This is a genomic window from Streptomyces sp. NPDC026522 (assembly GCF_055567555.1).
Genome location: NZ_JBVHQF010000014.1, coordinates 85,625 through 108,879 on the forward strand (window position 1 = coordinate 85,625; position 23,255 = coordinate 108,879).

Annotated in this window: 18 protein-coding genes; 13 read left to right on the forward strand and 5 right to left on the reverse strand. The window is 72.4% G+C overall.

What is annotated here, in order from left to right; genetic code table 11:
- Window positions 1–17 precede the first annotated feature (17 nt).
- Window positions 18–875, forward strand: a complete 858-nt coding sequence (rnc, locus tag ACZ4M3_RS30680) for a ribonuclease III (protein WP_453408492.1) — start codon at window positions 18–20, stop codon at window positions 873–875.
- 140 nt (window positions 876–1,015) lie between these two features.
- The gene (gene mutM, locus ACZ4M3_RS30685; RefSeq protein ID WP_467738125.1) at window positions 1,016–1,885 is read left to right on the forward strand and encodes a bifunctional DNA-formamidopyrimidine glycosylase/DNA-(apurinic or apyrimidinic site) lyase; all 870 of its coding nucleotides are present in this window, start codon (window positions 1,016–1,018) and stop codon (window positions 1,883–1,885) included.
- On the opposite strand, the gene ACZ4M3_RS30690 is transcribed toward mutM, so the two are convergent.
- Window positions 1,858–2,262, reverse strand: a complete 405-nt coding sequence (locus tag ACZ4M3_RS30690) for a winged helix-turn-helix transcriptional regulator (RefSeq protein WP_467738127.1) — start codon at window positions 2,260–2,262, stop codon at window positions 1,858–1,860. The genes mutM and ACZ4M3_RS30690 overlap by 28 nt on opposite strands.
- A gap of 128 nt (window positions 2,263–2,390) precedes the next feature.
- On the opposite strand from ACZ4M3_RS30690, the gene ACZ4M3_RS30695 reads away from it, so the two are divergent.
- Window positions 2,391–2,993 carry a flavodoxin family protein gene (locus ACZ4M3_RS30695; protein ID WP_467738129.1) on the forward strand — a complete coding sequence of 201 codons (603 nt, stop codon included), beginning with the start codon at window positions 2,391–2,393 and terminating at the stop codon, window positions 2,991–2,993.
- Window positions 2,994–3,017: 24 nt separating this feature from the next.
- On the opposite strand, the gene ACZ4M3_RS30700 is transcribed toward ACZ4M3_RS30695, so the two are convergent.
- Entirely contained in the window at window positions 3,018–3,893 is an 876-nt protein-coding gene (locus tag ACZ4M3_RS30700) for a CAP domain-containing protein (RefSeq protein ID WP_467738131.1), read from the reverse strand.
- 129 nt (window positions 3,894–4,022) lie between these two features.
- Between ACZ4M3_RS30700 and ACZ4M3_RS30705 the strand changes: the two genes are divergently transcribed.
- The 4 genes from ACZ4M3_RS30705 (at window position 4,023) to ACZ4M3_RS30720 (ending at window position 10,442) form a co-directional block, all read left to right on the forward strand.
- Window positions 4,023–4,304 (forward strand): acylphosphatase, encoded by a 282-nt coding sequence (locus ACZ4M3_RS30705; protein WP_467738133.1) that lies wholly within the window; start codon window positions 4,023–4,025, stop codon window positions 4,302–4,304.
- A gap of 348 nt (window positions 4,305–4,652) precedes the next feature.
- Complete coding sequence (locus tag ACZ4M3_RS30710; RefSeq protein WP_136213338.1) at window positions 4,653–4,862, forward strand: hypothetical protein; 210 nt, start codon at window positions 4,653–4,655, stop codon at window positions 4,860–4,862.
- A 252-nt stretch (window positions 4,863–5,114) separates the two neighbouring features.
- Complete coding sequence (locus tag ACZ4M3_RS30715) at window positions 5,115–8,798, forward strand: AAA family ATPase (protein ID WP_467738135.1); 3,684 nt, start codon at window positions 5,115–5,117, stop codon at window positions 8,796–8,798.
- Between the two features lie 210 nt (window positions 8,799–9,008).
- Window positions 9,009–10,442, forward strand: a complete 1,434-nt coding sequence (locus ACZ4M3_RS30720; RefSeq protein ID WP_467738137.1) for a sugar porter family MFS transporter — start codon at window positions 9,009–9,011, stop codon at window positions 10,440–10,442.
- A 49-nt stretch (window positions 10,443–10,491) separates the two neighbouring features.
- On the opposite strand, the gene ACZ4M3_RS30725 is transcribed toward ACZ4M3_RS30720, so the two are convergent.
- Both ACZ4M3_RS30725 and ACZ4M3_RS30730 read right to left on the reverse strand, forming a co-directional pair.
- Window positions 10,492–11,478 (reverse strand): LLM class flavin-dependent oxidoreductase, encoded by a 987-nt coding sequence (locus ACZ4M3_RS30725; protein ID WP_467738139.1) that lies wholly within the window; start codon window positions 11,476–11,478, stop codon window positions 10,492–10,494.
- A gap of 62 nt (window positions 11,479–11,540) precedes the next feature.
- Window positions 11,541–12,986 carry a cytosine permease gene (locus ACZ4M3_RS30730; protein WP_467738141.1) on the reverse strand — a complete coding sequence of 482 codons (1,446 nt, stop codon included), beginning with the start codon at window positions 12,984–12,986 and terminating at the stop codon, window positions 11,541–11,543.
- A 136-nt stretch (window positions 12,987–13,122) separates the two neighbouring features.
- On the opposite strand from ACZ4M3_RS30730, the gene ftsY reads away from it, so the two are divergent.
- A complete protein-coding gene (gene ftsY / locus ACZ4M3_RS30735; RefSeq protein WP_467738143.1) occupies window positions 13,123–14,346 on the forward strand; it encodes a signal recognition particle-docking protein FtsY in 1,224 nt (407 codons plus the stop codon).
- An 81-nt stretch (window positions 14,347–14,427) separates the two neighbouring features.
- Here ftsY and ACZ4M3_RS30740 read toward each other — a convergent pair whose 3' ends face one another.
- Window positions 14,428–15,096: a bifunctional DNA primase/polymerase gene (locus ACZ4M3_RS30740; protein WP_467738145.1), complete on the reverse strand. Its 669-nt coding sequence runs from the start codon at window positions 15,094–15,096 to the stop codon at window positions 14,428–14,430.
- Window positions 15,097–15,502: 406 nt separating this feature from the next.
- On the opposite strand from ACZ4M3_RS30740, the gene nsdA reads away from it, so the two are divergent.
- The 5 genes from nsdA to ffh all read left to right on the forward strand — a co-directional run bounded on the left by nsdA (window position 15,503) and on the right by ffh (window position 23,238).
- Entirely contained in the window at window positions 15,503–17,023 is a 1,521-nt protein-coding gene (nsdA, locus tag ACZ4M3_RS30745) for a transcriptional repressor NsdA (RefSeq protein ID WP_467738147.1), read from the forward strand.
- A gap of 380 nt (window positions 17,024–17,403) precedes the next feature.
- A complete protein-coding gene (locus ACZ4M3_RS30750; protein WP_467738149.1) occupies window positions 17,404–18,750 on the forward strand; it encodes an ammonium transporter in 1,347 nt (448 codons plus the stop codon).
- The gene (locus tag ACZ4M3_RS30755) at window positions 18,747–19,085 is read left to right on the forward strand and encodes a P-II family nitrogen regulator (protein WP_453356169.1); all 339 of its coding nucleotides are present in this window, start codon (window positions 18,747–18,749) and stop codon (window positions 19,083–19,085) included. The genes ACZ4M3_RS30750 and ACZ4M3_RS30755 overlap by 4 nt, the downstream gene beginning before the upstream one ends.
- A gap of 16 nt (window positions 19,086–19,101) precedes the next feature.
- Window positions 19,102–21,537 carry a [protein-PII] uridylyltransferase gene (locus tag ACZ4M3_RS30760; RefSeq protein ID WP_467738151.1) on the forward strand — a complete coding sequence of 812 codons (2,436 nt, stop codon included), beginning with the start codon at window positions 19,102–19,104 and terminating at the stop codon, window positions 21,535–21,537.
- 126 nt (window positions 21,538–21,663) lie between these two features.
- Window positions 21,664–23,238: a signal recognition particle protein gene (ffh, locus tag ACZ4M3_RS30765; protein WP_467738153.1), complete on the forward strand. Its 1,575-nt coding sequence runs from the start codon at window positions 21,664–21,666 to the stop codon at window positions 23,236–23,238.
- The last annotated feature ends 17 nt before the right edge of the window (window positions 23,239–23,255 follow it).

A 23,255-nucleotide genomic window follows, 5' to 3' on the forward strand; every position in this document is an offset into this window, starting at 1 on the left:
GGCTGGTGAGAGGCGCAATGTCTGAGCTGTCCAACGCTGAGAAGCAGGCAGACAGTAACAACGCGGCCTCGTCCCACGTGCTTCTGGAAGGGCGGCTCGGGTATCAACTCGAGTCCGCCCTTCTGGTGCGTGCGCTGACCCACCGCTCGTACGCGTACGAGAACGGCGGTCTGCCCACCAACGAGCGCCTGGAGTTCCTCGGGGACTCCGTGCTCGGCCTGGTGGTCACGGACACGCTGTACACGACCCACCCCGACCTGCCGGAAGGCCAGCTGGCCAAACTGCGGGCCGCGGTGGTCAACTCGCGCGCACTGGCGGAGGTCGGGCGCGGCCTCGACCTCGGCTCCTTCATCCGGCTCGGCCGGGGCGAAGAGGGCACGGGTGGCCGGGACAAGGCCTCCATCCTCGCCGACACCCTTGAAGCGGTGATCGGCGCGGTCTACCTCGACAAGGGCCTCGACGCGGCCTCGGAGCTGGTGCACCGGCTCTTCGACCCGCTCATCGAGAAGTCCTCCAACCTCGGGGCCGGCCTGGACTGGAAGACCAGTCTCCAGGAGCTCACGGCGGCCGAAGGCCTCGGTGTACCGGAATACCTGGTCACCGAGACCGGACCGGACCACGAGAAGACCTTCACAGCTGCCGCTCGCGTCGGTGGTGTCTCGTACGGCACCGGCACCGGCCGCAGCAAGAAGGAAGCGGAACAGCAGGCGGCGGAGTCCGCGTGGCGCGGGATCCGCGCCGCGGCGGACGAGCGGATCGCGGCGGCAGCCGCGGCCGCCGCCGCTCCGGCGGCGGTCCCGGCCTCGGCCGAGCCCGACGCCGCGGCCGTGGACGGCGGGGCGCCGACGCCCGCCGGTCCGGCGCCGAGCGCCTGACGCTTCCTTCGGGATCACCGCCCGCCCCTGCCGCGCAGGGGCGGGCGTCCTGTTTCCCGGGCCGCTCGCGGCGCTCTGTCGGTGGTGGCCGGTAGGCTCGCGAGTGAGCGCCGCAGAACCGTACCCGTCGGAGGAACACCGTGCCCGAGCTGCCCGAAGTCGAAGTGGTGCGGCGGGGGTTGGAGCGCTGGGTGGCGGGGCGGACGGTCGCCGCCGTCGAGGTGCTGCACCCCCGCGCCGTACGCCGCCACCCCGGTGGCGGGGCGGATTTCGTCGCCCGGCTGACCGGCCAGACCTTCGGGACGCCGATGCGGCGCGGCAAGTACCTGTGGCTGCCCCTGGAGGGCCGGGACCTTTCGGTGCTCGGGCACCTCGGGATGAGCGGGCAGCTGCTGGTGCAGCCGGCCCGGACGCCGGACGAGAAGCACCTGCGGATCCGGGTGCGCTTCGCGGACGACGCCGGGACCGAGCTGCGCTTCGTCGACCAGCGCACCTTCGGCGGGCTCTCGCTGCACGAGACCGTCCCCGAGAGCGCCGAGGGGCTGCCCGACGTCATCGCGCACATCGCGCGCGACCCGCTGGACCCCCTGTTCGACGAGCCCTCCTACCACCTCGCCCTGCGCGCCAAGCGGACCACCCTCAAGCGGGCGCTGCTGGACCAGTCGCTGATCAGCGGGGTCGGCAACATCTACGCGGACGAGGCGCTGTGGCGCGCACGGCTGCACTACGAGCGCCCCACCGCCACGCTCACGCGCCCCCGGAGCGTGGAACTCCTCACGCATGTCCGGGACGTCATGAACGCCGCCCTCGCCGTCGGCGGGACCAGCTTCGACAGCCTCTACGTCAACGTGAACGGGGAGTCGGGCTACTTCGACCGGTCGCTCGACGCGTACGGGCGCGAGGACGAACCCTGCCGGCGCTGCGGCACGCCGATGCGGCGCCGGCCGTGGATGAACCGGTCGAGCTATTTCTGCCCGCGCTGTCAGCGGCCGCCGCGGCTGCCGTCGTAGGACTGCCGCGAGGACAGGACCTCGGGCATGCTGCCCTCCAGGAAGTGGATGAGCGACAGCAGGCGGTCGGCTACCTCGCGGCCGAGGGGCGTCAGCTCGTAGTCCACGCGGGGCGGGTTGGTCGGCTGGGCGTCACGGGTGACGATGCCGTCCCGCTCCAGCGCGTGCAGGGTCTGCGAGAGCATCTTCTCGCTCACGCCGTCGACCCGGCGGCGCAGTTCGTTGAAGCGGCAGGGGCCTTCGCGCAGGGCGCCCACGGTGAGGCTGCCCCAGCGGCCGGTGACGTGTTCCAGGGTTTCCCGCGAGGGGCACGCGCGCGCGAACACATCGAACGGCAGGTCCGTGTACGTCGTCTCGGGGCTGAGGGGTTTCTCCATACCGCAAGCGTACTCCTCCACAGCGCTAACCGGAGGCTTGCGCTTTCCAAAAGTTAGTGCTTCTCTTGTGTGCGTCGCCCCGCCGCTCCGGGAGGCGGCCGCCACGAGCACTTCTGAGGAGAACCGCCATGTCCGCCGTTGCCCACGCCCCCGTCGTCTCCATCGCCTACCACTCCGGATACGGACACACCGCGGTCCTCGCCGAGGCCGTCCGGGCGGGCGCCGCCGAAGCCGGTGCCACGGTTCACCTGATCAAGGTCGACGAGATCGACGACGCGCAGTGGGAGCTCCTCGACGCGTCCGACGCGATCGTCTTCGGCTCGCCGACCTACATGGGCACCGCCTCGGGTGCCTTCCACGTCTTCGCCGAGGCCACCTCGAAGCGCTGGTTCGGCGATGTCTGGCAGGACAAGGTCGCCGCCGGGTTCACGAACTCCGGTTCGAAGAGCGGCGACAAGTCCGGCACGCTGGGCTACTTCCAGACGCTCGCCGCGCAGCACGCCATGAGCTGGGTCAACCTCGGTCTCAAGCCGGGCTGGAACACCAGCACCGCCTCGGAGAACGACCTCAACCGGCTGGGCTTCTTCTCCGGCGCGGCCGCCCAGACCTACGTCGACCACGGAGTGGAGGACGTCCACAAGGCTGACATAGCCACCGCCGAGCACCTCGGCCGCCGGGTCGCGGAGCACACCCGGGTCCTCGTGGCCGGCCGCGCCGCCCTGGCCGCCTGACCCGCTTCCCTGAGCCGTTTCGGCTCAGAAACCGAAGTCCTGGGTCCACCACGGGCCGCCGGCGGCGACGTAGACGCCGACGCCCAGGGTGCGGAACTCGCAGTTGAGGATGTTCGCCTTGTGCCCCGGGCTGTTCATCCAGGCCTTCATCACCGAAGCGGCGTCACCCTGGCCCCGGGCTATGTTCTCGCCGCCGAGGCCGGAGATGCCTGCGGCCTGGGCCCGGTCCCAGGGGGTGCGGCCGTCGGGGTCGGTGTGGTCGAAGAAGCCCCGCACCGCCATGTCCTTGCTGAACGCCGCCGCCAGGGAGGCGAGCGGCGGGTTCGCCCGGACCGGGCCGCATCCCGCCTGGGCGCGTTCCTGGTTCACCAGGGTGAGGACGGCCGCCGCCTCGGCGGAGTGGCCGTCGCCCGCCGCGGGCACCGGGGCCGCGGGCACGGGCGCGGCGGGGGGCTTGGGAGCCGCGGCCTTGGGCGGCTTCGGGGCGGCCGTGGTCTTCGCCGGCGCAGGCGCCTTGGTCGACGCCGCGGGTGTGGGCGTGGGTGACGGCGAGGGGGCGGTGGAAGCGGACGGGGACGGCGACGCGGACGGGGACGGCGACGCGGACGGGGAGGCGCTGCTCGCCGCGGAGGAGGGGACGGCCCGGCCCGGGAGCCCGGTGAGGCCGCCCTGCTGCTGGAGGGAGCTCCCGGCGTCGGGGCCGGGCGTGGCCTTGGCCTCGGTCCTGGAGCCGGAGTCCGTACCCACGTAGGGGAAGGAGCTGCCGACCGGCACGAGTCCGGTGGTGACGGCCGCGGTGCCGAGGGCCACGGCCACCGAAACGCCCAGCAGACCGTTGCGCACGACGGTGCGGCGCTTGCCGCCACCGGGCGGTGCGGCATGGAGTCGGTGGCGTCCCATCCGGCTGGCCTTCCTTACAAGATCATCCCTAACTCCCCCAAATGGGTGAGTTCATTGGTGCGCGACTGTACGCCATGGGCCCAGGGGGGTGATGTGCCTGGAAAGTGATCGTCCGGTTAGCTTTCAGGCATGAACGAAGACGTCCGGCTGACCGCATGGGTGCGCGGCCGTGTACAGGGAGTGGGCTTCCGCTGGTTCACCAGGGCCAATGCGCTGGAGATCGGAGGGCTGGTCGGCTTCGCGCTGAACCTGGACGACGGCCGAGTACAGGTGGTGGCCGAGGGTCAACGTGAGAATTGCCACCGGTTGCTGGACTGGCTCCGCTCGTCCGACACGCCCGGGCGGGTGGACGGAGTGACAGAGATCTGGGGCACACCGCGCGGTGGCTACGACGGGTTCGCGATCCGGTGACCGATCGGCCGATGATGCGCTGATCCGATCCGCGGCCGGTCCGCAGGCCTCGGAACTGCGGATTCCTTGCGGCGGCGTTGCCCCGCGCGCCGAATCGTGGAAGGCTCGGTGACGAGGATGATCTCCGCCCCCCGGGCGAGAGCCGGGCTGCCCGCCGATACAGGGCGTGATCGTGTTGACCGTCAAACTTTTTGGTGAGACGCTGGAAGCCCCGCGCACCTGAGCTGTTTGGCAGCGCTGACAGTAGTAAGCGCAGTGACTGGCAGTCGCTGCCGGACCGCCGCGGGTGCGATTCCCTCACGACCCACACCGCTTCGGTCGGTCACTCAGTGTGGAGGACCATCCATCATGGCAAAGGCGCTTCTCGGTTACGTCGGCGGTTCTGACCCGCGACTCCTCGCCGAGATGCGACGGCTTCAGCAGCGCGTCCAGGACCTTGAGTCCGAACTCGGACGAATTCAGTCCGAGAACGACGCGCTGAATGCGGCCGCCGCTCAGCACGGAGACACGTTGCTGGACACCCTCGACGTATCCCAGGCGGAGCCTGCGCTCACCTGATCCGCGCTCTCGCGTCGACGCTAGACTCCAGCCAGCATGATCTGCAAGGGACGCTTCGGCGTCCCTTCTTTCTTTCCCCTCCGCCCTTCCTGCCGCCGGTCCCCTCCCGCCGATCGGCCGCCCGCCCGGCCGACCCGGTGACGGATGCGCCGTTCGAGGGCGTTGGGCCAGTTGGGGGCTGTTTCCTTTGGCGTCTGATCTGCCCGGGACCTTCAGGGGCGAAACCGAACGTGAAAGGTAGAGTCCGGCGGCGTGCACCTCAAGTCCCTGACCCTGCGTGGCTTCAAGTCCTTCGCTTCCGCCACCACCCTGCGGTTCGAACCCGGGATCACCTGCGTCGTGGGGCCGAACGGGTCGGGCAAGTCCAACGTGGTGGACGCGCTGTCCTGGGTCATGGGGGAGCAGGGGGCCAAGTCACTGCGCGGCGGGAAGATGGAGGACGTCATCTTCGCCGGTACGACGGGCCGCCCCCCGCTCGGCCGCGCCGAGGTGTCCCTGACGATCGACAACTCCGACGGCGCCCTGCCCATCGAGTACGCCGAGGTCACCCTCACCCGGATCATGTTCCGCGGCGGCAGCAGCGAGTACCAGATCAACGGCGACACCTGCCGGTTGCTCGACATCCAGGAGCTGCTCTCCGACTCCGGCATCGGCCGGGAGATGCACGTCATCGTCGGGCAAGGCCAGCTGGACTCCGTCCTGCACGCCGACCCGATGGGCCGCCGCGCCTTCATCGAGGAGGCGGCGGGTGTGCTCAAGCACCGCAAGCGCAAGGAAAAGGCGTTGCGGAAGCTGGACGCGATGCAGGCCAACCTGGCCCGCGTGCAGGACCTGGGAGACGAGCTGCGGCGCCAGTTGAAGCCGCTCGGACGGCAGGCGGCGGTGGCCCGCCGGGCGGCGGTGATCCAGGCGGACCTGCGGGACGCGCGGCTGCGGCTGCTCGCCGACGACCTGGTCACGCTGCGGGGCGCGCTGGAAGCGGAGATCGCCGACGAGGCGGCGCTCAAGGAGCGCAAGGAGTCGGCGGAGCGCGAACTCGCCGGCGCGCTGCGACGCGAGGCCGAGCTGGAGGAAGCGGTACGGGACCTCGCGCCGCGCCTGCACCGGGCGCAGCAGACCTGGTACGAGCTGTCGCAGCTCGCCGAGCGGGTCCGGGGGACCGCGTCGCTGGCCGAGGCGCGGGTCAGGTCGGCCTCGGCCCCGGCGGAGGAGGAGCGGCGCGGCCGCGACCCGGAGGAACTGGAACGGGAGGCCGAGCGGGTCCGCGAGCAGGAGGCGGAGCTGACGGCCGCTCTGGAGGCGGCCTCGCGGGCACTGGAGGACACCGTCGAGCACCGGGCGGAGCTGGAGCGGGCGCTGGCCGAGGAGGAGCGCCGGCTCCGGGACGCGGCGCGGGCCATCGCCGACCGGCGCGAGGGGCTGGCCCGGCTGACCGGGCGGCTCGGCGCCGCGCGGTCCAAGGCGGGCGCGGCGCAGGCGGAGATCGACCGGCTGATCGCGGCGCGGGACGAGGCGAGGGCCCGGGCGGAGGCCGCGCAGGCGGAGTACCAGGCGCTGGCGGATGAGGTCGCGGGCCTGGACGAGCCGTCGGCGGCGGCCGAGTACGAGGCGGCGCGGGCCCGGCTGGAGCACGCGGAGGCGGCGCTGGCGGGCGCGCGCGAGGCGCTGACCGGGGCAGAGCGGTCGCGGGCGGCGGTGTCGGCGCGGCGCGAGGCGCTGGCGCTGGGCCTGCGCCGCAAGGACGGCACCGGGGCGCTGCTGGCGGCCGACGCGCGGGACCGGCTGAGCGGGCTGCTCGGGCCGGCGGCCGAACGGGTACGGGTGGCGGCGGGATACGAGGTCGCGGTGGCGGCGGCGCTGGGCGCGGCGGCCGACGCGGTGGCGGTCGCGTCACCGGGGCAGGCGGCCGAGGCGCTCCGCCACCTCCGCGAGTCGGACGCGGGCCGCGCCACCCTGCTGATCACCCCTCCGAACCCCGCCCCGGCGCCCCCCTTCCCCACCCAGGCCGCCACCCCCGGAGCGGTCCCGCCGCCACCCGCGCAGCGCGACACCTCCGTCGGCCTGCCGGACGCATCCGCGCCTCAGGCCGCTGCGCCCCAGGCCGCCGTGCGGCAGGTCGCCGTGCAGGTGGAGCGGGCCCTGGCCGCCGCGGCGTTGGTGGAGGGGGACGCGGCGGTGGTGCGGGCCGTGGGCTGGGTGCTGCGGGACTTCGTCGTCGTCGGGACCCTGGCGCAGGCCGAGGCCGTCGTCGCCGAGCACCCCGACCTCGTCGCGGTGACCCGCGACGGCGACGTGCTCGGCACGCACATCGCCCACGGCGGCTCCGCCGGCGCGCCCAGCCTCCTCGAAGTGCAGGCCGCCGTCGACGAGGCCGACGCCGAGCTCACCCGCCTGGAGGCGCAGTGCGCGGAACTCGGCGCCGCCCAGGCCACCGCCCAGGACGGTCGTCGGGCCGCGGCCGCCCTGGTGGAAGAACTGGGCGAGCGGCGCCGGGCCGGGGAGCAGGCCCGGGCCCAGGTCGCGCAGCAGCTCGGCCGGCTCGCCGGGCAGGCCAAGGGGGCCGCGGGCGAGGCCGAGCGCAGCGCCGCCGCCGCGGCCCGGGCCCAGGACGCGCTGGACGAGGCGCGGCAGGAGGTCGAGGAGTGCGCCGAGCGGCTCGCGATGGCCGAGGAGATGCCGGTGGCGGAGGAGCCCGACTCCGCCGCCCGGGACCGGCTCGCCGCCGACGGCGCCAACGCCCGGCAGACCGAGATGGAGGCCCGGCTCCAGCTCAGGACGCACGAGGAGCGGGTCAAGGGCCTGGCCGGCCGCGCCGACTCGCTCGACCGGGCGGCCCGCGCCGAGCGCGAGGCCCGCGCCCGGGCGGAGCGCCGCCGCGAGCGGCTGCGCCACGAGGCCGAGGTCGGCCGGGCGGTGGCCGACGGCGCCCGGCAGCTCCTCGCCCACCTGGAGGTGTCGATCGGCCGGGCCGAGCTGGCCCGGTCCCTCGCCGAACAGGCCAAGGGCCTGCGGGAACGCGAGCTCGCCGACGCCCGCGCCCGGGGGCGGGAACTGAAGGGGGAGCTGGACAAGCTCACCGACTCCGTGCACCGGGGCGAGGTGCTCGGCGCCGAGAAGCGGATGCGGATCGAGCAGGTGGAGGGCCGCGCCCTGGAGGAGTTCGGGGTGGAGGCGGCCGGACTGGTGGCCGAGTACGGGCCGGACCAGCCGGTGCCGCCGTCCCCGCCCGCCGAGGGGGAGGAGCTCCCGGAGGACCCGGAGCACCCGCGCAACCGTCCCGGCCCCTTCGACCGGGCCCGGCAGGAGAAGCGGCTCAAGGCCGCCGAACGGGCGTACCAACAGCTCGGCAAGGTCAATCCGCTGGCCCTGGAGGAGTTCGCCGCCTTGGAGGAGCGCCACAAGTTCCTCAGCGAACAACTGGAGGACTTGCGCAAGACGCGGGCTGATCTCCTTCAAGTCGTGAAGGAGGTCGACCAGCGGGTGGAGCAGGTCTTCACCGAGGCGTACCGGGACACGGCGCGCGAGTTCGAGGGCGTGTTCGCGCGTTTGTTCCCGGGCGGCGAGGGCAGGCTGGTGCTCACCGATCCGGACGACATGCTGTCCACCGGGGTGGATGTGGAGGCCCGGCCGCCGGGCAAGAAGGTCAAGCGGCTCTCCCTCCTGTCCGGTGGGGAGCGGTCGCTGACGGCCGTGGCCCTGCTGGTCTCCATCTTCAAGGCCCGGCCTAGCCCGTTCTACGTGATGGACGAAGTGGAGGCTGCCCTTGACGACACCAATCTGCAGCGGCTCATCCGCATCATGGCGGAGCTCCAGGAGAGTTCGCAGCTGATCGTCATCACGCACCAGAAGCGGACGATGGAGATCGCGGACGCCCTCTACGGCGTCTCGATGCAGGGCGATGGCGTGTCGAAGGTCATCAGTCAGCGGCTGCGCTGACGGAGGCCGTTGCACCGCAACGCTGTTCATTCAAGAAGTGAAGCTCAGTTCTTCCTCACGCAACTCAGCCGAGGTGTTGACTTCACAAACTGAACACATAAGCTCTGCTCCGCTGCCTTTTCCCTTCGGGTGGTGCCGGTCCCTCACCTGTGCGCCACTGGAAGGCACCACCCCCACCCGCCACCGCAGCCGGGCACGCAGGAGCAGACCTTGACCAGCAGCACAGAGCAGGCGTCGGCCTCGGGCGGCGGACGCGCGCCCCACCCCGACCACCTCGGGCACGTCATCTTCATCGCCGCGGCCGCGGCGATGGGCGGCTTCCTCTTCGGATACGACAGCTCGGTCATCAACGGCGCCGTCGTCGCGATCCGCGAGCGCTTCGACGTGGGCTCCGCAGCCCTCGCGCAAGTGATCGCGGCCGCCCTGATCGGCTGTGCGATCGGCGCGGCGACCGCCGGCCGCCTCGCCGACCGGATCGGCCGTATCCGCTGCATGCAGATCGCCGCCGTCCTGTTCACCGCGAGCGCCATCGGCTCGGCCCTGCCGTTCGCCCTCTGGGACCTCGCCATGTGGCGGGTGATCGGCGGCTTCGGCATCGGCATGGCCTCCGTCATCGGCCCCGCCTACATCGCCGAGGTCTCCCCGGCCGCCTACCGCGGCCGGCTCGCCTCGTTCCAGCAGGCGGCCATCGTCATCGGCATCGCCATCTCGCAACTGGTCAACTGGGGCATCCTGAACCTCGCCGACGGGGACCAGCGCGGCGAGATCGGCGGCCTGGAAGCCTGGCAGTGGATGCTCGGCGTGATGGTCGTCCCCGCCGTCCTCTACGGACTGATGTCCTTCGTCATCCCGGAGTCCCCGCGCTTCCTGATCTCCGTCGGCCGTACCGAGGACGCCAAGAAGGTGCTGGGCGAGGTGGAGGGTTCGGGCGTCGACCTCGACGCGCGGGCGGCCGAGATCGAGCACGCGGTGCGCTCCGAGCACAAGTCCACCTTCCGGGACCTGCTCGGCGGCCGCTTCGCCTTCCTGCCCATCGTCTGGATCGGCATCGGCCTCTCCGTCTTCCAGCAGCTCGTCGGCATCAACGTGATCTTCTACTACAGCTCCGCGCTGTGGCAGTCCGTCGGCATCGACCCGACCAGCTCGTTCCTGTACTCCTTCACCACCTCGATCATCAACATCATCGGCACGGTGATCGCGATGATCTTCGTGGACCGGCTCGGCCGCAAGCCGCTCGCCCTCATCGGCTCCGTCGGCATGGCGATCTCCCTCGGCTTCGCCGCGTGGGCGTTCTCGTACAAGGAGGGCACCGGCGACAACATCTCCATCCCCGACACCCAGGGGACGGTCGCGCTGGTCGCCGCGCACTCCTTCGTCCTCTTCTTCGCCCTGTCCTGGGGCGTGGTGGTCTGGGTGCTGCTCGGCGAGATGTTCCCCAACCGCATCCGCGCCGCCGCGCTCGGCGTCGCCGCCTCTGCCCAGTGGATCGCCAACTGGGTCATCACCGTGTCGTTCCCGTCGCTGGCCGACTGGAGCCTGTCCGGGGCGTACGTCATCTACGCGGTCTTCGCCGCGCTCTCGATCCCGTTCATCCTCAAGTGGGTGCCGGAGACCAAGGGCAAGGCGTTGGAGGAGATGGGGTAACCATCCCCGCCACCACCCCCTCTCCTCTTACGGCAGGTGCTGCCCCGGCTCAGTCCTTGAGCCGGGGCAGCACCTGTTCGCACAGCAGTTGCAGGCTGCGCCAGCCCTCGTCGATTGGCATCCCGCCGCACAGCGGGTGCAGCACCAGGTTCCCCGCCTCACCCGCGCCGCGGGCGTACGCGACCGCCTGCTCCGGGGTCAGCACCCGGTACACGCCCTCCGCGCGCAGCTCCGCCACCGACCGCGCGGCCGAGCGCACCGCGCTGCGGACCTCCTTGGACTGCCAGGACGCGTACATCCCCGCCTCGTGCAGGAAGCACTCGCCGTGCTCGGCCCAGACCCGGTCCGGGTCCTGCGCGATGTGCAGCAGCGGGGTCTCGGCGGCGGGCATCATGCAGAAGCCCTCCGTGCCGTACTCCGCCAGCTTCCCCCGGTAGTACGCCTCCAGCTCCGGGAGGTGCGCGCTGGGGAAGAACGGCAGCCCCAGCCGGGCCGCGCGCCGGGCCGCCGCCTCGGAGCTGCCGCCGACCAGCAGCAGCGGGTGCGGCCGGGTGAACGGGCGCGGGGTGACCCGGACCGTGCGGCCGCGGAAGACGAAGGGCTCGCCGGTCCACGCCTTGAGCAGGGTCTCCAGCAGCTCGTCCTGGAGCTTGCCGCGCCGGCCCCACTCCACTCCCTGCTGCTCGTACTCCTGCGGCCGGTAGCCGATGCCCGCGACGGTCACCAGCCGGCCGCCGCTCAGCAGGTCGAGGACGGCGATGTCCTCCGCCGCCTTCAACGGGTCGTAGAGCGGTCCGATGATCGCCGAGACGGTGACCGCGATCCGGCGCGTGGCGCCGAACACGGCGCCGGCGAAGGCGAAGGGCGAAGGCAGCCAGTTGTTGCCGGTGCCGTGGTGCTCCTCGGTCTGGATGGTGTCGACCCCGCGGTCGTCCGCGTAGCGGGCCATCTCCAGCGCGGCCCGGTAGCGGTCGCGCAGGCTGTCCGGAGTGCCGTTCGGGTCGACCAGATTGAACCGGGCCACGGTGATGGGCATGGCGCAGTCCCCCTTCGCCGGGTGGGGTGGGCGGGCGAAGGGGGACGTTAGCTGACGCGGCGTCAGTTGGACAGGGATCCGGCGAGCGCCGGCTCCTGCGCCCCGGCCGGCCCGTCGGCCGGCGCGGTGCGCGGCAGTACGGCGTACAGCGCGCCGGAGGTGAGGACGCCGACCGCCCAGCCCAGCCCGTTCTGCCCGATCCAGCTCCCGGCCAGCGGCCCGGCGAACCAGTCCACCTTCGTGAACAGCAGGCCCACCACCAGCGCCGCGCCCCAGGCCGTCATGGCCTGCCAGGCGAAGCCGCCCCGGTACCAGTAGGCGCTGCTCGGCGTCGTGTCCAGCAGCGCGGGGCCGTCGTAGGACGTGCGCCGCAGCATGTCCACGCCGAAGACGCCGATCCAGGCCGAGAAGGCCACGGCCAGCAGCGTCAGGAAGGAGATGAACGAGCCGAAGAAGCTCTTGGCGACCACCATCAGCAGGAAGCCGAACACCAGGCTGATGACGGCGTTGACGCTGACGGCCCAGGCGCGCGGCACCTTGATGCCCAGGGTCTGCGCGGTGAAGCCGGCCGAGTACATGGACATCGAGTTGATCAGCAGCATCCCGACGAGGGCGATCAGCAGGTACGGCACCGCCAGCCAGACCGGCAGCAGCTCGCCGATGAAGGAGACCGGGTCCGCGGCGGTGGCCAGGTCGGGGGTGCCGACCGCCATCACCGCGCCCATCAGCACCATGGGCGGGACGACGATCCCCGCGCCGCCGATCGTCGCACCGACCATGCCCTTGGCGGAGGCGGTGCGCGGCAGGTAGCGGGTGAAGTCCGGGCCGGACGGGACCCAGCTGATGCCGCCGGCCGCGATCGTGCCGATGCCCGCGATCATCATGGCGGTGGAGCCGGCCGGCTTGTCGAAGACGGCGGCCCAGTCGGTCGTCAGCACCAGGTAGCCCAGCACCAGCACGCTGACCGCGCCGAAGAGGTACGTCGACCACTTGGAGCAGACCCGCAGCGCGTTGATGCCGAGCCCGGAGACCACGAACGTGCAGCTGACGAAGAACAGCAGCGTGACGACGATCAGCGGGGTGTTGGCCCGCACGCCGAAGAGCAGGTCGAGGACCGTCAGGACGGCGTAGGCACCGCTCACCGCGTTGATGGTCTCCCAGCCCCAGCGGGCCACCCAGATCAGCGCGCCGGGGAAGAGGTTGCCGCGCTGCCCGAACACGGCCCGCGAGAGCGCCATGCCGGGCGCGCCGCCGCGCTTGCCGGCGATCGAGATCAGCCCGACCATGCCGTACGAGACGACGGGTGCGGCGAGCGCGACGACGAGCACCTGCCAGATGTTCAGCTTGTTGAAGATCACCAGCCCCGCGCCCATGGTCAGCAGCAGCACGCTGATGTTGGCGGCGACCCAGGTGGGGACGAGCTCGCGGACGCGGCCGCCGCGCTCGCTGTCGGGAACGGGTTCCAGGCCGCGGGTCTCGACCGCGGACTCTGCGGGCTCGGCAGGCATGCACTACTCCGGGGTATGTGAGGGGAGTCGTACATCATCGTATTTTCGTCCGGAAAAGCACAAATTGAGGATTCGCACCCCGGGCGCAGCTCCGGCACGCGGGGCCCGGAAGACCTCACGCCATACTGGGTGGGTTATGGAAATCCTCATTCTCGCTGTAGTCATCGCCCTGGTCGCGGTCGGCGCGATCAGCGGCCTCGTGGTCAGCAGCCGCAAGAAGAAGCAGCTGCCGCCCACGGCGCCGTCGAGCACGCCGACCATCACTGCCCCGCCCGCCGAACCGCAGGTGGGGGAGGACGCCGCACCGACGGCGGAAGAGCCGCGCCGCACGATCGAGGAGGTCGAGCTCCCCGACGCGCAGACCGCCGTCGAGTCGCCGGTCGCCGTGGAGGACCCCGTGGTCGGGCTGGCGCCCGCCCCCGAGATCGAGGTGCCCGAGCCCACCGCCGGCCGCCTGGTCCGGCTGCGCGCACGGCTCGCCCGTTCGCAGAACTCGCTCGGCAAGGGCCTGCTCACGCTGCTCTCCCGCGAGCACCTCGACGAGGACACCTGGGAGGAGATCGAGGAGACCCTCCTCATCGCCGACGTCGGTGTCGTACCGACCCAGGAGCTGGTCGACCGGCTCCGTGAGCGGGTCCGGGTGCTCGGCACCCGCACCCCGGCCGAGCTGCGCACCCTGTTGAAGGAGGAGCTGCTGACCCTGGTCGGAACGGACTTCGACCGCGCGGTGAGGACCGAGAGCGGTGTCGACACCCCCGGCGTCGTGATGGTCGTCGGCGTCAACGGCACCGGCAAGACCACGACGACCGGCAAGCTCGCCCGGGTCCTGGTCGCCGACGGCCGCAGCGTCGTGCTCGGCGCGGCCGACACCTTCCGTGCGGCCGCCGCCGACCAGCTGCAGACCTGGGGCGACCGGGTCGGCGCCCGTACGATCCGCGGCCCCGAGGGCGGCGACCCGGCGTCGATCGCCTACGACGCGGTCAAGGAGGGCATCGCCGAAGGCGCGGACGTCGTGCTCATCGACACCGCCGGCCGGCTGCACACCAAGACCGGGCTGATGGACGAGCTCGGCAAGGTCAAGCGGGTCGTGGAGAAGCACGGTCCGCTGGACGAGGTCCTGCTGGTCCTGGACGCGACCACCGGGCAGAACGGGCTGACCCAGGCGCGCGTCTTCGCCGAGGTCGTGGACATCACCGGCATCGTGCTGACCAAGCTCGACGGCACGGCCAAGGGCGGCATCGTCGTCGCCGTCCAGCGCGAGCTGGGCGTCCCGGTCAAGCTCATCGGCCTCGGCGAGGGCCCGGACGACCTGGCCCCCTTCGAGCCGGAGGCGTTCGTCGACGCCCTGATCGGCGACTGAGGCCCGCTCCCGCGCCGCCGTACGTACGCCAGTGCCCCCGCCTCCGGACCGGACGCGGGGGCACTGCTGTACGCGGAGGTGTCAGCGGCGGAAGCGGTGGCAGATGTACGCGAGCGTCCCCAGCAGCAGCCGGGCCTGCGGCGGCCCGCCCACGCAGTCGAGCGCGGGCGGGCGCAGCCAGCCCGCCGGGCCGAGGCCCGCGTGGTCGGAGGGCGGGGCCGTCAGGAAGGCGCCGCTGCCCAGGGCGCGCAGGTCCAGATCGGCGTCGTCCCAGCCCATCCGGTACAGCAGCTGCGGCAGCCCGGCCGCCGCGCCGGGGGCCACGAAGAACTGCGCCCGGCCGTCCGGGGTCACCGTGACCGGCCCGAGCGGCAAGCCCATCCGCTCCAGCCGGACCAGCGCGCGGCGCCCGGCCTCCTCGGACACCTCGATGACGTCGAAGACGCGGCCGACGGGGAGCAGGATCGCGGCGCCCGGGTAGTCGTCCCAGATCTCGGCGACCTCGTCCAGGGTCGCCCCCGCGGGCACGGTGGGCGCGAAGTCCAGCGGGTGCGCCCCCGGCGTGCGGCAATTCGTATGACCGCAGGAGCAGTCGCGGCCGGGTGCCGCCGCGCGGGCACCGGGGACCGCGTCCCAGCCCCACAGCCCGGTGTACTCGGCCACCGCCGTGCTCTCCGAGGCCCGTCCGCGCCGCCGCGAGCCGGAACGGAACTCCTTGGTGCTGCGGCTGCCGCCGATCGTGAAGCCCATGCCCATGCCCCCTCCAACGGGTCGGACGCGCCGGTGGTTACGACGCCGGCGAGACCTGCTGTCCGGTGGGGCGGGGGTGCGGCTTCCGTCGGGGCTGCCCGGCGCACTCCTCGCCGCGCGCGCCCCGGCCGCACTCCCGTCCAACCATTCCGTTTCGCCTTCCTGTCAAGTGAATCGCGCCTGGCCGGTGGCGAGTTCATTCGAAGGGGTGGCGAATGGTGGCGTTTCCACGGTCGGCCTCGCCCGAAGGGTGATCGTAGGATTACTTTCGGTGCACGAACCCCGGAGCGAGCCCATCCGTGCGTATGCCGGAGGCAATGCGTGAAGGACTTGTGAAGTCCCTGGCGGTCGGCGCCGATCCGGTCAGGGTTTGTGCGGAAGAGGCTTAACGGATGGGGGCGTTCCAGTGAGCGGCAACGGCGCAAGCGGAACGAACGGGCAGTCGCCCGCGTCTTCGGAGGCGTCCGCGGAGACCGTCCGCAACGAGCAGCTGACCTCGTGGTTCGTGCGCAGCGGCTGGTCCAAGGGCGAACTCGCCCGCCAGGTCAACCGCCGGGCCCGCCAGATGGGCGCCCACCACATCAGCACCGACACCTCGCGGGTGCGCCGCTGGCTCGACGGGGAACAGCCCCGCGAACCCGTCCCCCGGATCCTGTCCGAGCTGTTCTCCGAACGCTTCGGCTCCGTCGTCGCCATCGAACAGCTCGGCCTGCGCACCGCGCACCAGACCCCCTCCGTGTCCGGGGTCGACCTGCCCTGGGCCGGACCGCAGACCGTCGAGCTGCTCAGCGAGTTCTCCCGCAGCGACCTGATGCTGGCCCGCCGCGGGTTCCTGGGGACCTCGCTCGCCCTCTCCGCCGGCCCCGCCCTCATCGAGCCCATGCAGCGCTGGCTCGTCCCGGTCCCGGCCGCCGACCCCGGACCGCGCACCGAGGGCGGGCCGGCGGCGCCCACCGCGAGCTACCGGCCGGCCGGGCTCTCCGATCCGGAACTCGACCTGCTCGAAGCCACCACCGTGATGTTCCGCCAGTGGGACGCCCAGTGCGGCGGCGGACTGCGGCGCAAAGCGGTCGTCGGACAGCTCCACGAAGTCACCGACCTGCTCCAGGAGAGCCACCCGGCGCCCGTCATGAAGCGCCTGTTCAAGGTCGCCGCCGAGCTCGCCGAACTGGCAGGCTGGATGAGCTACGACATCGGACTGCACCCCACCGCGCAGAAGTACTTCGTCCTCGCGCTGCACGCCGCCAAGGAGGGCGGCGACAAGCCGCTCGGCTCCTACATCCTCTCCAACATGGGCCGCCAGATGATCCACCTCGGACGCCCCGAGGACGCCCTGGAACTCATCCACCTCGCCCAGTACGGCAGCCGCGACTGCGCCGGGCCCCGCACCCAGGCCATGCTGTATGCGATGGAGGCCCGCGCGTACGCCAACATGGGCCAGCCCAGCCGCTGCAAGCGCGCCGTGCGGATGGCCGAGGACACCTTCGGCGACGTCGGCCTCGGCGGCGAGCCCGAGCCCGACTGGATCCGCTTCTTCTCCGAGGCCGAGCTCAACGGCGAGAACTCCCACTCCTTCCGGGACCTGGCCTACGTGGCCGGGCGCAGCCCCACCTACGCCTCCCTCGCCGAGCCCGTCATGGAACGCGCCGTCGAGCTGTTCGCCAAGGACCCCGAGCACCAGCGCTCGTACGCCCTGAACCTCATCGGCATGGCCACGGTCCACCTCCTCCAGCGCGAGCCCGAGCAGGCGACCGTTCTCGTCGACCAGGCCCTCGACGTGGCGCGAAAAGTACGGTCCGAACGGGTGAACACCCGCCTGCGCAAGACCGTCGACACCGCGGCCCGTGAGTACGGCGACGTCGCCGACGTGGTCCGGCTGACCGACCACCTCGCCTCCCGGCTCCCCGAAGCGGCGGAGGCCGTCTGACGGCCCTGACAGCCGTCCATCAAGCCCCGGCCGCGGCGGCCGACCCCGTGAAGCCCGATCAGGCTCCCCCAGCCAGGCCACCCGGGTCCCCGCCGCGGCCGGCCCGTCTTTGCGCCTGAACCGGCGCCGCTCCCGCGGAGGGGCTACCTCGCCGTCGTGGTTCCTCGATCGACGGTTGCCGCGTTCATCGTGATGTAACAGGCCGGAGGCCTTCGTCACGGTGGCGAAACATCGAGCGGCGGCGCCGGAAACCGGGCTGCGCGAATCTCAGGGGCATTAACCGGCCAGCCTCCAGGCCCACACCAGCAGGCCTTATGCCCACCCGGCTTAGGTAGCCACGATCGCCCGCACGCGAACGTACCGACGACGAGGAGACGCCGATGGCATCAGCCATCACGACCCTCGCGGCAGACGCCCCGACCCTCTCTGCCGCGAACACCGGGTTCATGCTCATCTGCTCCGCCCTGGTCATGCTGATGACCCCGGGACTCGCCTTCTTCTACGGAGGCATGGTCCGCGTCAAGAGCAGCCTCAACATGCTCATGATGAGCTTCATCAGCCTCGGGATCGTCACGATCCTGTGGGTCCTCTACGGCTTCAGCCTCGCCTTCGGGACGGACGCGGGCTCGCTGATCGGCTGGAACTCCGACTACGTCGGACTCAGCGGCATCGGCATCACCGAGCTCTGGGACGGCTACACCATCCCGGTCTACGTCTTCGCCGTCTTCCAGCTGATGTTCGCCATCATCACCCCGGCCCTGATCAGCGGCGCCCTCGCCGACCGCGTCAAGTTCAGCGCCTGGGCCCTGTTCATCGCCCTGTGGGTGAGCCTGGTCTACTTCCCCGTCGCCCACTGGGTCTGGGGCACGGGAGGCTGGCTGTTCGAACTCGGCGTCATCGACTTCGCGGGCGGCACCGCCGTCCACATCAACGCCGGCGCCGCCGCCCTCGGGGTGATCCTCGTCATCGGCAAGCGGGTCGGCTTCAAGAGGGACCTGATGCGCCCGCACAGCCTCCCGCTGGTCATGCTGGGCGCCGGTCTGCTCTGGTTCGGCTGGTTCGGCTTCAACGCCGGCTCCTGGCTCGGCAACGACGACGGCGTGGGCGCCGTCATGTTCCTCAACACCCAGGTCGCCACCGCCGCCGCCATGCTCGCCTGGCTCGGCTACGAGAAGCTGCGCCACGGCTCCTTCACCACCCTCGGCGCCGCCTCCGGCGCGGTCGCGGGCCTCGTCGCGATCACCCCCTCCGGCGGCTCCTGCTCCCCGCTCGGCGCGATCGCCATCGGCGCCATCGCCGGCGTCGTCTGCGCCATGGCGGTCGGCCTGAAGTACCGGTTCAACTTCGACGACTCCCTCGACGTGGTCGGCGTCCACCTCGTCGGCGGGGTCATCGGCTCCCTCCTCGTCGGCCTCTTCGCCACCGGCGGCGTCCAGTCCGACGTGGCCGGCCTCTTCTACGGCGGCGGCTTCACACAGCTCGGCAAGCAGGCCATCGGTGTCTTCGCCGTCCTCGCCTACTCTCTCCTCGCGTCCGCGGTCCTCGCCTTCCTGCTCGACAAGACGATCGGGATGCGGGTCACCGAGGACGCCGAGGTCTCCGGCATCGACCAGGTCGAGCACGCCGAGACCGCGTACGACTTCAGCGGGGCAGGCGGCGGCGCCTCCTCCCGGAGCACCGCCGCACCCGCCCCCGTTGCCGCCGCGACCAAGAAGGTTGACGCATGAAGCTGATCACCGCGATCGTCAAGCCGCACCGGCTCGACGAGATCAAGGACGCCCTCCAGCGGTTCGGCGTCCAGGGACTCACGGTCTCCGAGGCCAGCGGCTACGGCCGCCAGCGCGGCCACACCGAGGTCTACCGGGGCGCCGAGTACACCGTGGACCTGGTCCCGAAGATCCGCATCGAGGTGGTCGTCGAGGACGACTCGGCCGACGACGTGATGAACGTGCTGGTCACCGCGGCCCATACCGGCAAGATCGGTGACGGCAAGGTGTGGAGCGTCCCGGTGGACTCGATCATCAGGGTCCGCACCGGCGAACGCGGCGCTGACGCGCTCTAGGCGACGGGAGCCCCGGGTGACGAGTGTGGAGCACACGACCGCCGAGCCGTCCGATCAGGACGGCCCGGGACCCGGCGGCTACGCCGCGGCCCGGCTGCGACTCCTCCAGGAGGAGTCGCGGTCCGGGCCCTCCCGGCGTTCCGCCCTGTCCGCACTGACCGACGACTGGCTGAACGCCCTGTTCACGCGGGCCGCACGGGAGACCGGCGTCCGGGGCGCGGCGCTCGTCGCCGTCGGCGGCTACGGCCGCGCCGAACTCTCCCCCCGCAGCGACCTCGACCTGCTGCTCCTGCACGACGGCAAGGCCGACACCAAAGCGCTGAGCGCCCTCGCCGACCGCCTCTGGTACCCGGTGTGGGACCTGGGCGTGGCCCTGGACCACTCGGTACGCACCCCCGGCGAGGCCCGCAAGACCGCCGCCGAGGACCTCAAGGTGCAGCTCGGGCTGCTCGACGCGCGGCCCGTCGCCGGTGACGCGGGGCTCCTCGCCGGGCTGCGCACCTCCGTCCTGGCCGACTGGCGCAACCAGGCCGGCAAACGGCTCCCGCAGCTGCACGCCCTGTGCCGGGACCGGGCCGAGAAGGCCGGGGAGCTGCGCTTCCTGCTGGAGCCCGACCTCAAGGAGGCCCGCGGAGGGCTCCGTGACGCCGCCGCGCTGCGGGCCGTCGCCGCGTCGTGGCTGGCCGACGCCCCGCGCGAGGGGCTGGCCGAGGCCCGGCGGCGGCTGCTCGACGCCCGCGACGCGCTGCACCTGGTGACCGGCCGGGCCACCGACCGGCTCTCCCTCCAGGAGCAGGACCAGGTCGCCGGGCGGCTCGGGCTGCTGGACGCGGACGCGCTGCTGCGCGAGGTGTACGAGGCCGCGCGGGTCATCTCGTACGCCGGGGACGTCACCTGGCGGGAGGTCGGCCGGGTGCTGCGCTCGCGGGCGGCCCGGCCCCGGCTGCGCGGACTGCTGCTGGGCAGCCGCGGGCCCGCCGTGGAGCGGGCACCGCTGGCCGAGGGCGTCGTGGAGTCCGACGGGGAGGCCGTCCTGGCCCTCGCCGCCCGGCCCGACCGCGACCCGGTGCTGGCGCTGCGCTTCGGGGCGGCCGCCGCGCAGGCCGGGCTGCCCGTCTCGCTGCACTCCGTACGGCGCCTCGCCGCCCAGGGCAAGGCGCTGCCCGTGCCCTGGCCGGCCGAGGCACGGGAACAGCTGGTCACCCTGCTCGGGGCGGGCGAGCCGACGGTCGGGGTGTGGGAGGCGCTCGAAGCCGAGGGGCTGATCACCCGGCTGCTGCCCGACTGGGAGCGGGTGCGCTGCCGGCCGCAGCGCAACCCCGTGCACACCTGGACGGTGGACCGGCACCTGGTGGAGACGGCGGTCCGGGCCGCCGCCCTCACCCGCCGCGTCAGCCGCCCCGACCTGCTCCTGATGGCCGCCCTGCTCCACGACATCGGCAAGGGCTGGCCCGGCGACCACTCGCTGGCGGGGGAGACCATCGCCCGGGACATGGCCGCCCGCGTCGGCTTCGACGCCGAGGACGTGGCGGTGCTCGGCGCCCTCGTACGCCACCACCTGCTGCTCATCGACACCGCCACCCGGCGCGACCTGGACGACCCGGCCACCGTGCGCACCGTCGCCGAGGCCGTCGGCTCGGCGGGCACCCTGGAACTCCTGCACGCCCTGACCGAGGCCGACGCGCTGGCCACCGGCCCGGCGGCCTGGAGCGCCTGGCGCGGCTCGCTCGTGGCGGACCTGGTGTCCCGGGTCGGGGCGGTCCTCCAGGGCGCGGCCCCGGCCGGCACCGAGCTGGGCATCCCGGTCACGGAGCAGGAACGCCTGGCGGTGGAGGCGCTGCGCACCGGGGAGCCGGTCCTGGCCCTGGAGGCCCGCCACGAGGAGGACGCGGTCGGGGTGGACCTGGTCGTCGCCGTCCCCGACCAGCCGGGGGTGCTGCCCGCCCTGGCCGGGGTGCTGGCGCTGCACCGGCTGACGGTCCGGGCGGCCGACCTGCGCTCGCTGGAGCTGCCGGACCGGCTGGGGGAGGTGCTGGTGTTCCGCTGGCGGGTCGCCGCCGAGTACGGGGCCCTGCCGGAGGCCGCCCGGCTGCGCACCGACCTGGTCCGGGCGCTGGACGGCTCGCTGGACGTCCCGGCGAAGCTGGCCGACCGTGAGGCGGCGTACCCGCGGCGGCGCGGGGTGGTCCCGCCGCCGCCCCGGGTGGCGGTGATGCCGGACGCGTCCTCGCTGGCCACCGTCCTGGAGGTGCGGGCCCCCGACGCCGTGGGCCTGCTCCACCGGATCGGCCGGGCGCTGGACGCAGGCGGGGTCCGGGTGCGCAGCGCCCACGTCTCCACCCTCGGCGCGAACGCGGTGGACACCCTGTACGTGGTCGACCCGGACGGCAAACCCCTGCCGCCCCGCGCCGCCTGGGCCCTGGCGGCGGCGGTCGAGGCGGCCCTGCGCTGAGCGCGCCCCGGGGGCGGCCCCCGGACCGGAGCCGGACCGGAGCCGGACCGCAGGGCCCACCACCGGGAAAGGGCCGATACCCTGGGGGACGACCACACGCCCCCGACCCGAGGAATCGCGACCACCGTGTTCGATACGCTTTCCGACCGCCTCAGCGCGACCTTCAAGTCCCTCCGGGGCAAAGGCCGCCTCTCCGAGCAGGACATCGACGCTGCGGCGCGGGAAATCCGTATCGCCCTCCTCGAGGCCGACGTCGCGCTCCCCGTCGTCCGTTCCTTCATCGCGAACGTCAAGGAACGCGCCCGCGGCGAAGAGGTCAGCAAGGCGCTGAACCCCGGCCAGCAGGTGCTCAAGATCGTCAACGACGAGCTCGTGTCGATCCTCGGCGGCGAGACGCGCCGCCTGCGCTTCGCCAAGACCGCGCCGACCGTCATCATGCTCGCCGGTCTCCAGGGTGCCGGTAAGACCACCCTCGCCGGAAAGCTCGGCCTCTGGCTCAAGGGGCAGGGCCACGCCCCGCTCCTCGTCGCGTGTGACCTCCAGCGCCCCAACGCCGTCAACCAGCTCAGCGTCGTCGCCGAGCGCGCCGGCGTCGCGGTCTACGCGCCGCAGCCCGGCAACGGCGTCGGTGACCCGGTCCAGGTCGCCAAGGACTCCATCGAGTACGCCCGGACCAAGCAGTACGACATCGTCATCGTCGACACCGCCGGCCGCCTGGGCATCGACCAGGAGCTGATGCGGCAGGCCGCGGACATCCGTGACGCCGTCAGCCCCGACGAGATCCTCTTCGTCGTGGACGCCATGATCGGCCAGGACGCGGTCAACACCGCCGAGGCCTTCCGCGACGGCGTCGGCTTCGACGGCGTCGTGCTCTCCAAGCTCGACGGCGACGCCCGGGGCGGTGCCGCGCTCTCCATCGCGCACGTCACCGGCAAGCAGATCATGTTCGCCTCGAACGGCGAGAAGCTGGACGAGTTCGACGCCTTCCACCCCGACCGCATGGCGGGCCGGATCCTCGACATGGGTGACATGCTCACCCTCATCGAGCAGGCCGAGAAGACCTTCTCGCAGGCCGAGGCCGAGAAGATGGCGGCCAAGCTGGCGAAGGGCCCGAAGGAGTTCACGCTCGACGACTTCCTGGCCCAGATGGAGCAGGTCCGCAAGATGGGCTCCATCTCCAAGCTGCTCGGCATGCTGCCCGGCATGGGGCAGATCAAGGACCAGATCAACAACATCGACGAGCGCGACGTCGACCGCACCGCCGCGATCATCAAGTCGATGACCCCGGCGGAGCGCCAGGATCCGCACATCATCAACGGCTCCCGCCGCGCCCGTATCGCCAAGGGTTCCGGCGTCGAGGTCAGCGCCGTCAAGAACCTCGTCGAGCGGTTCTTCGACGCGCGCAAGATGATGTCCCGCATGGCCCAGGGCGGCGGCATGCCGGGCATGCCCGGCATCCCCGGGATGGGCGGCGGCCCGGGCCGGCAGAAGAAGCAGGTCAAGCAGGCCAAGGGCAAGCGCAAGAGCGGCAACCCGATGAAGCGCAAGGAAGAGGAGGCCGCGGCAGCGGCCCGGCGCGAGCAGGGGCCGCAGACCGTCGAGCCGGCCGTCGGCGGCAACCCGTTCGGGCTGCCCGCGGGCGGGGCCCAGCCGGGCCAGGACTTCGACCTTCCGGACGAGTTCAAGAAGTTCATGAAGTAACGGCGGCGCGGCGCGCC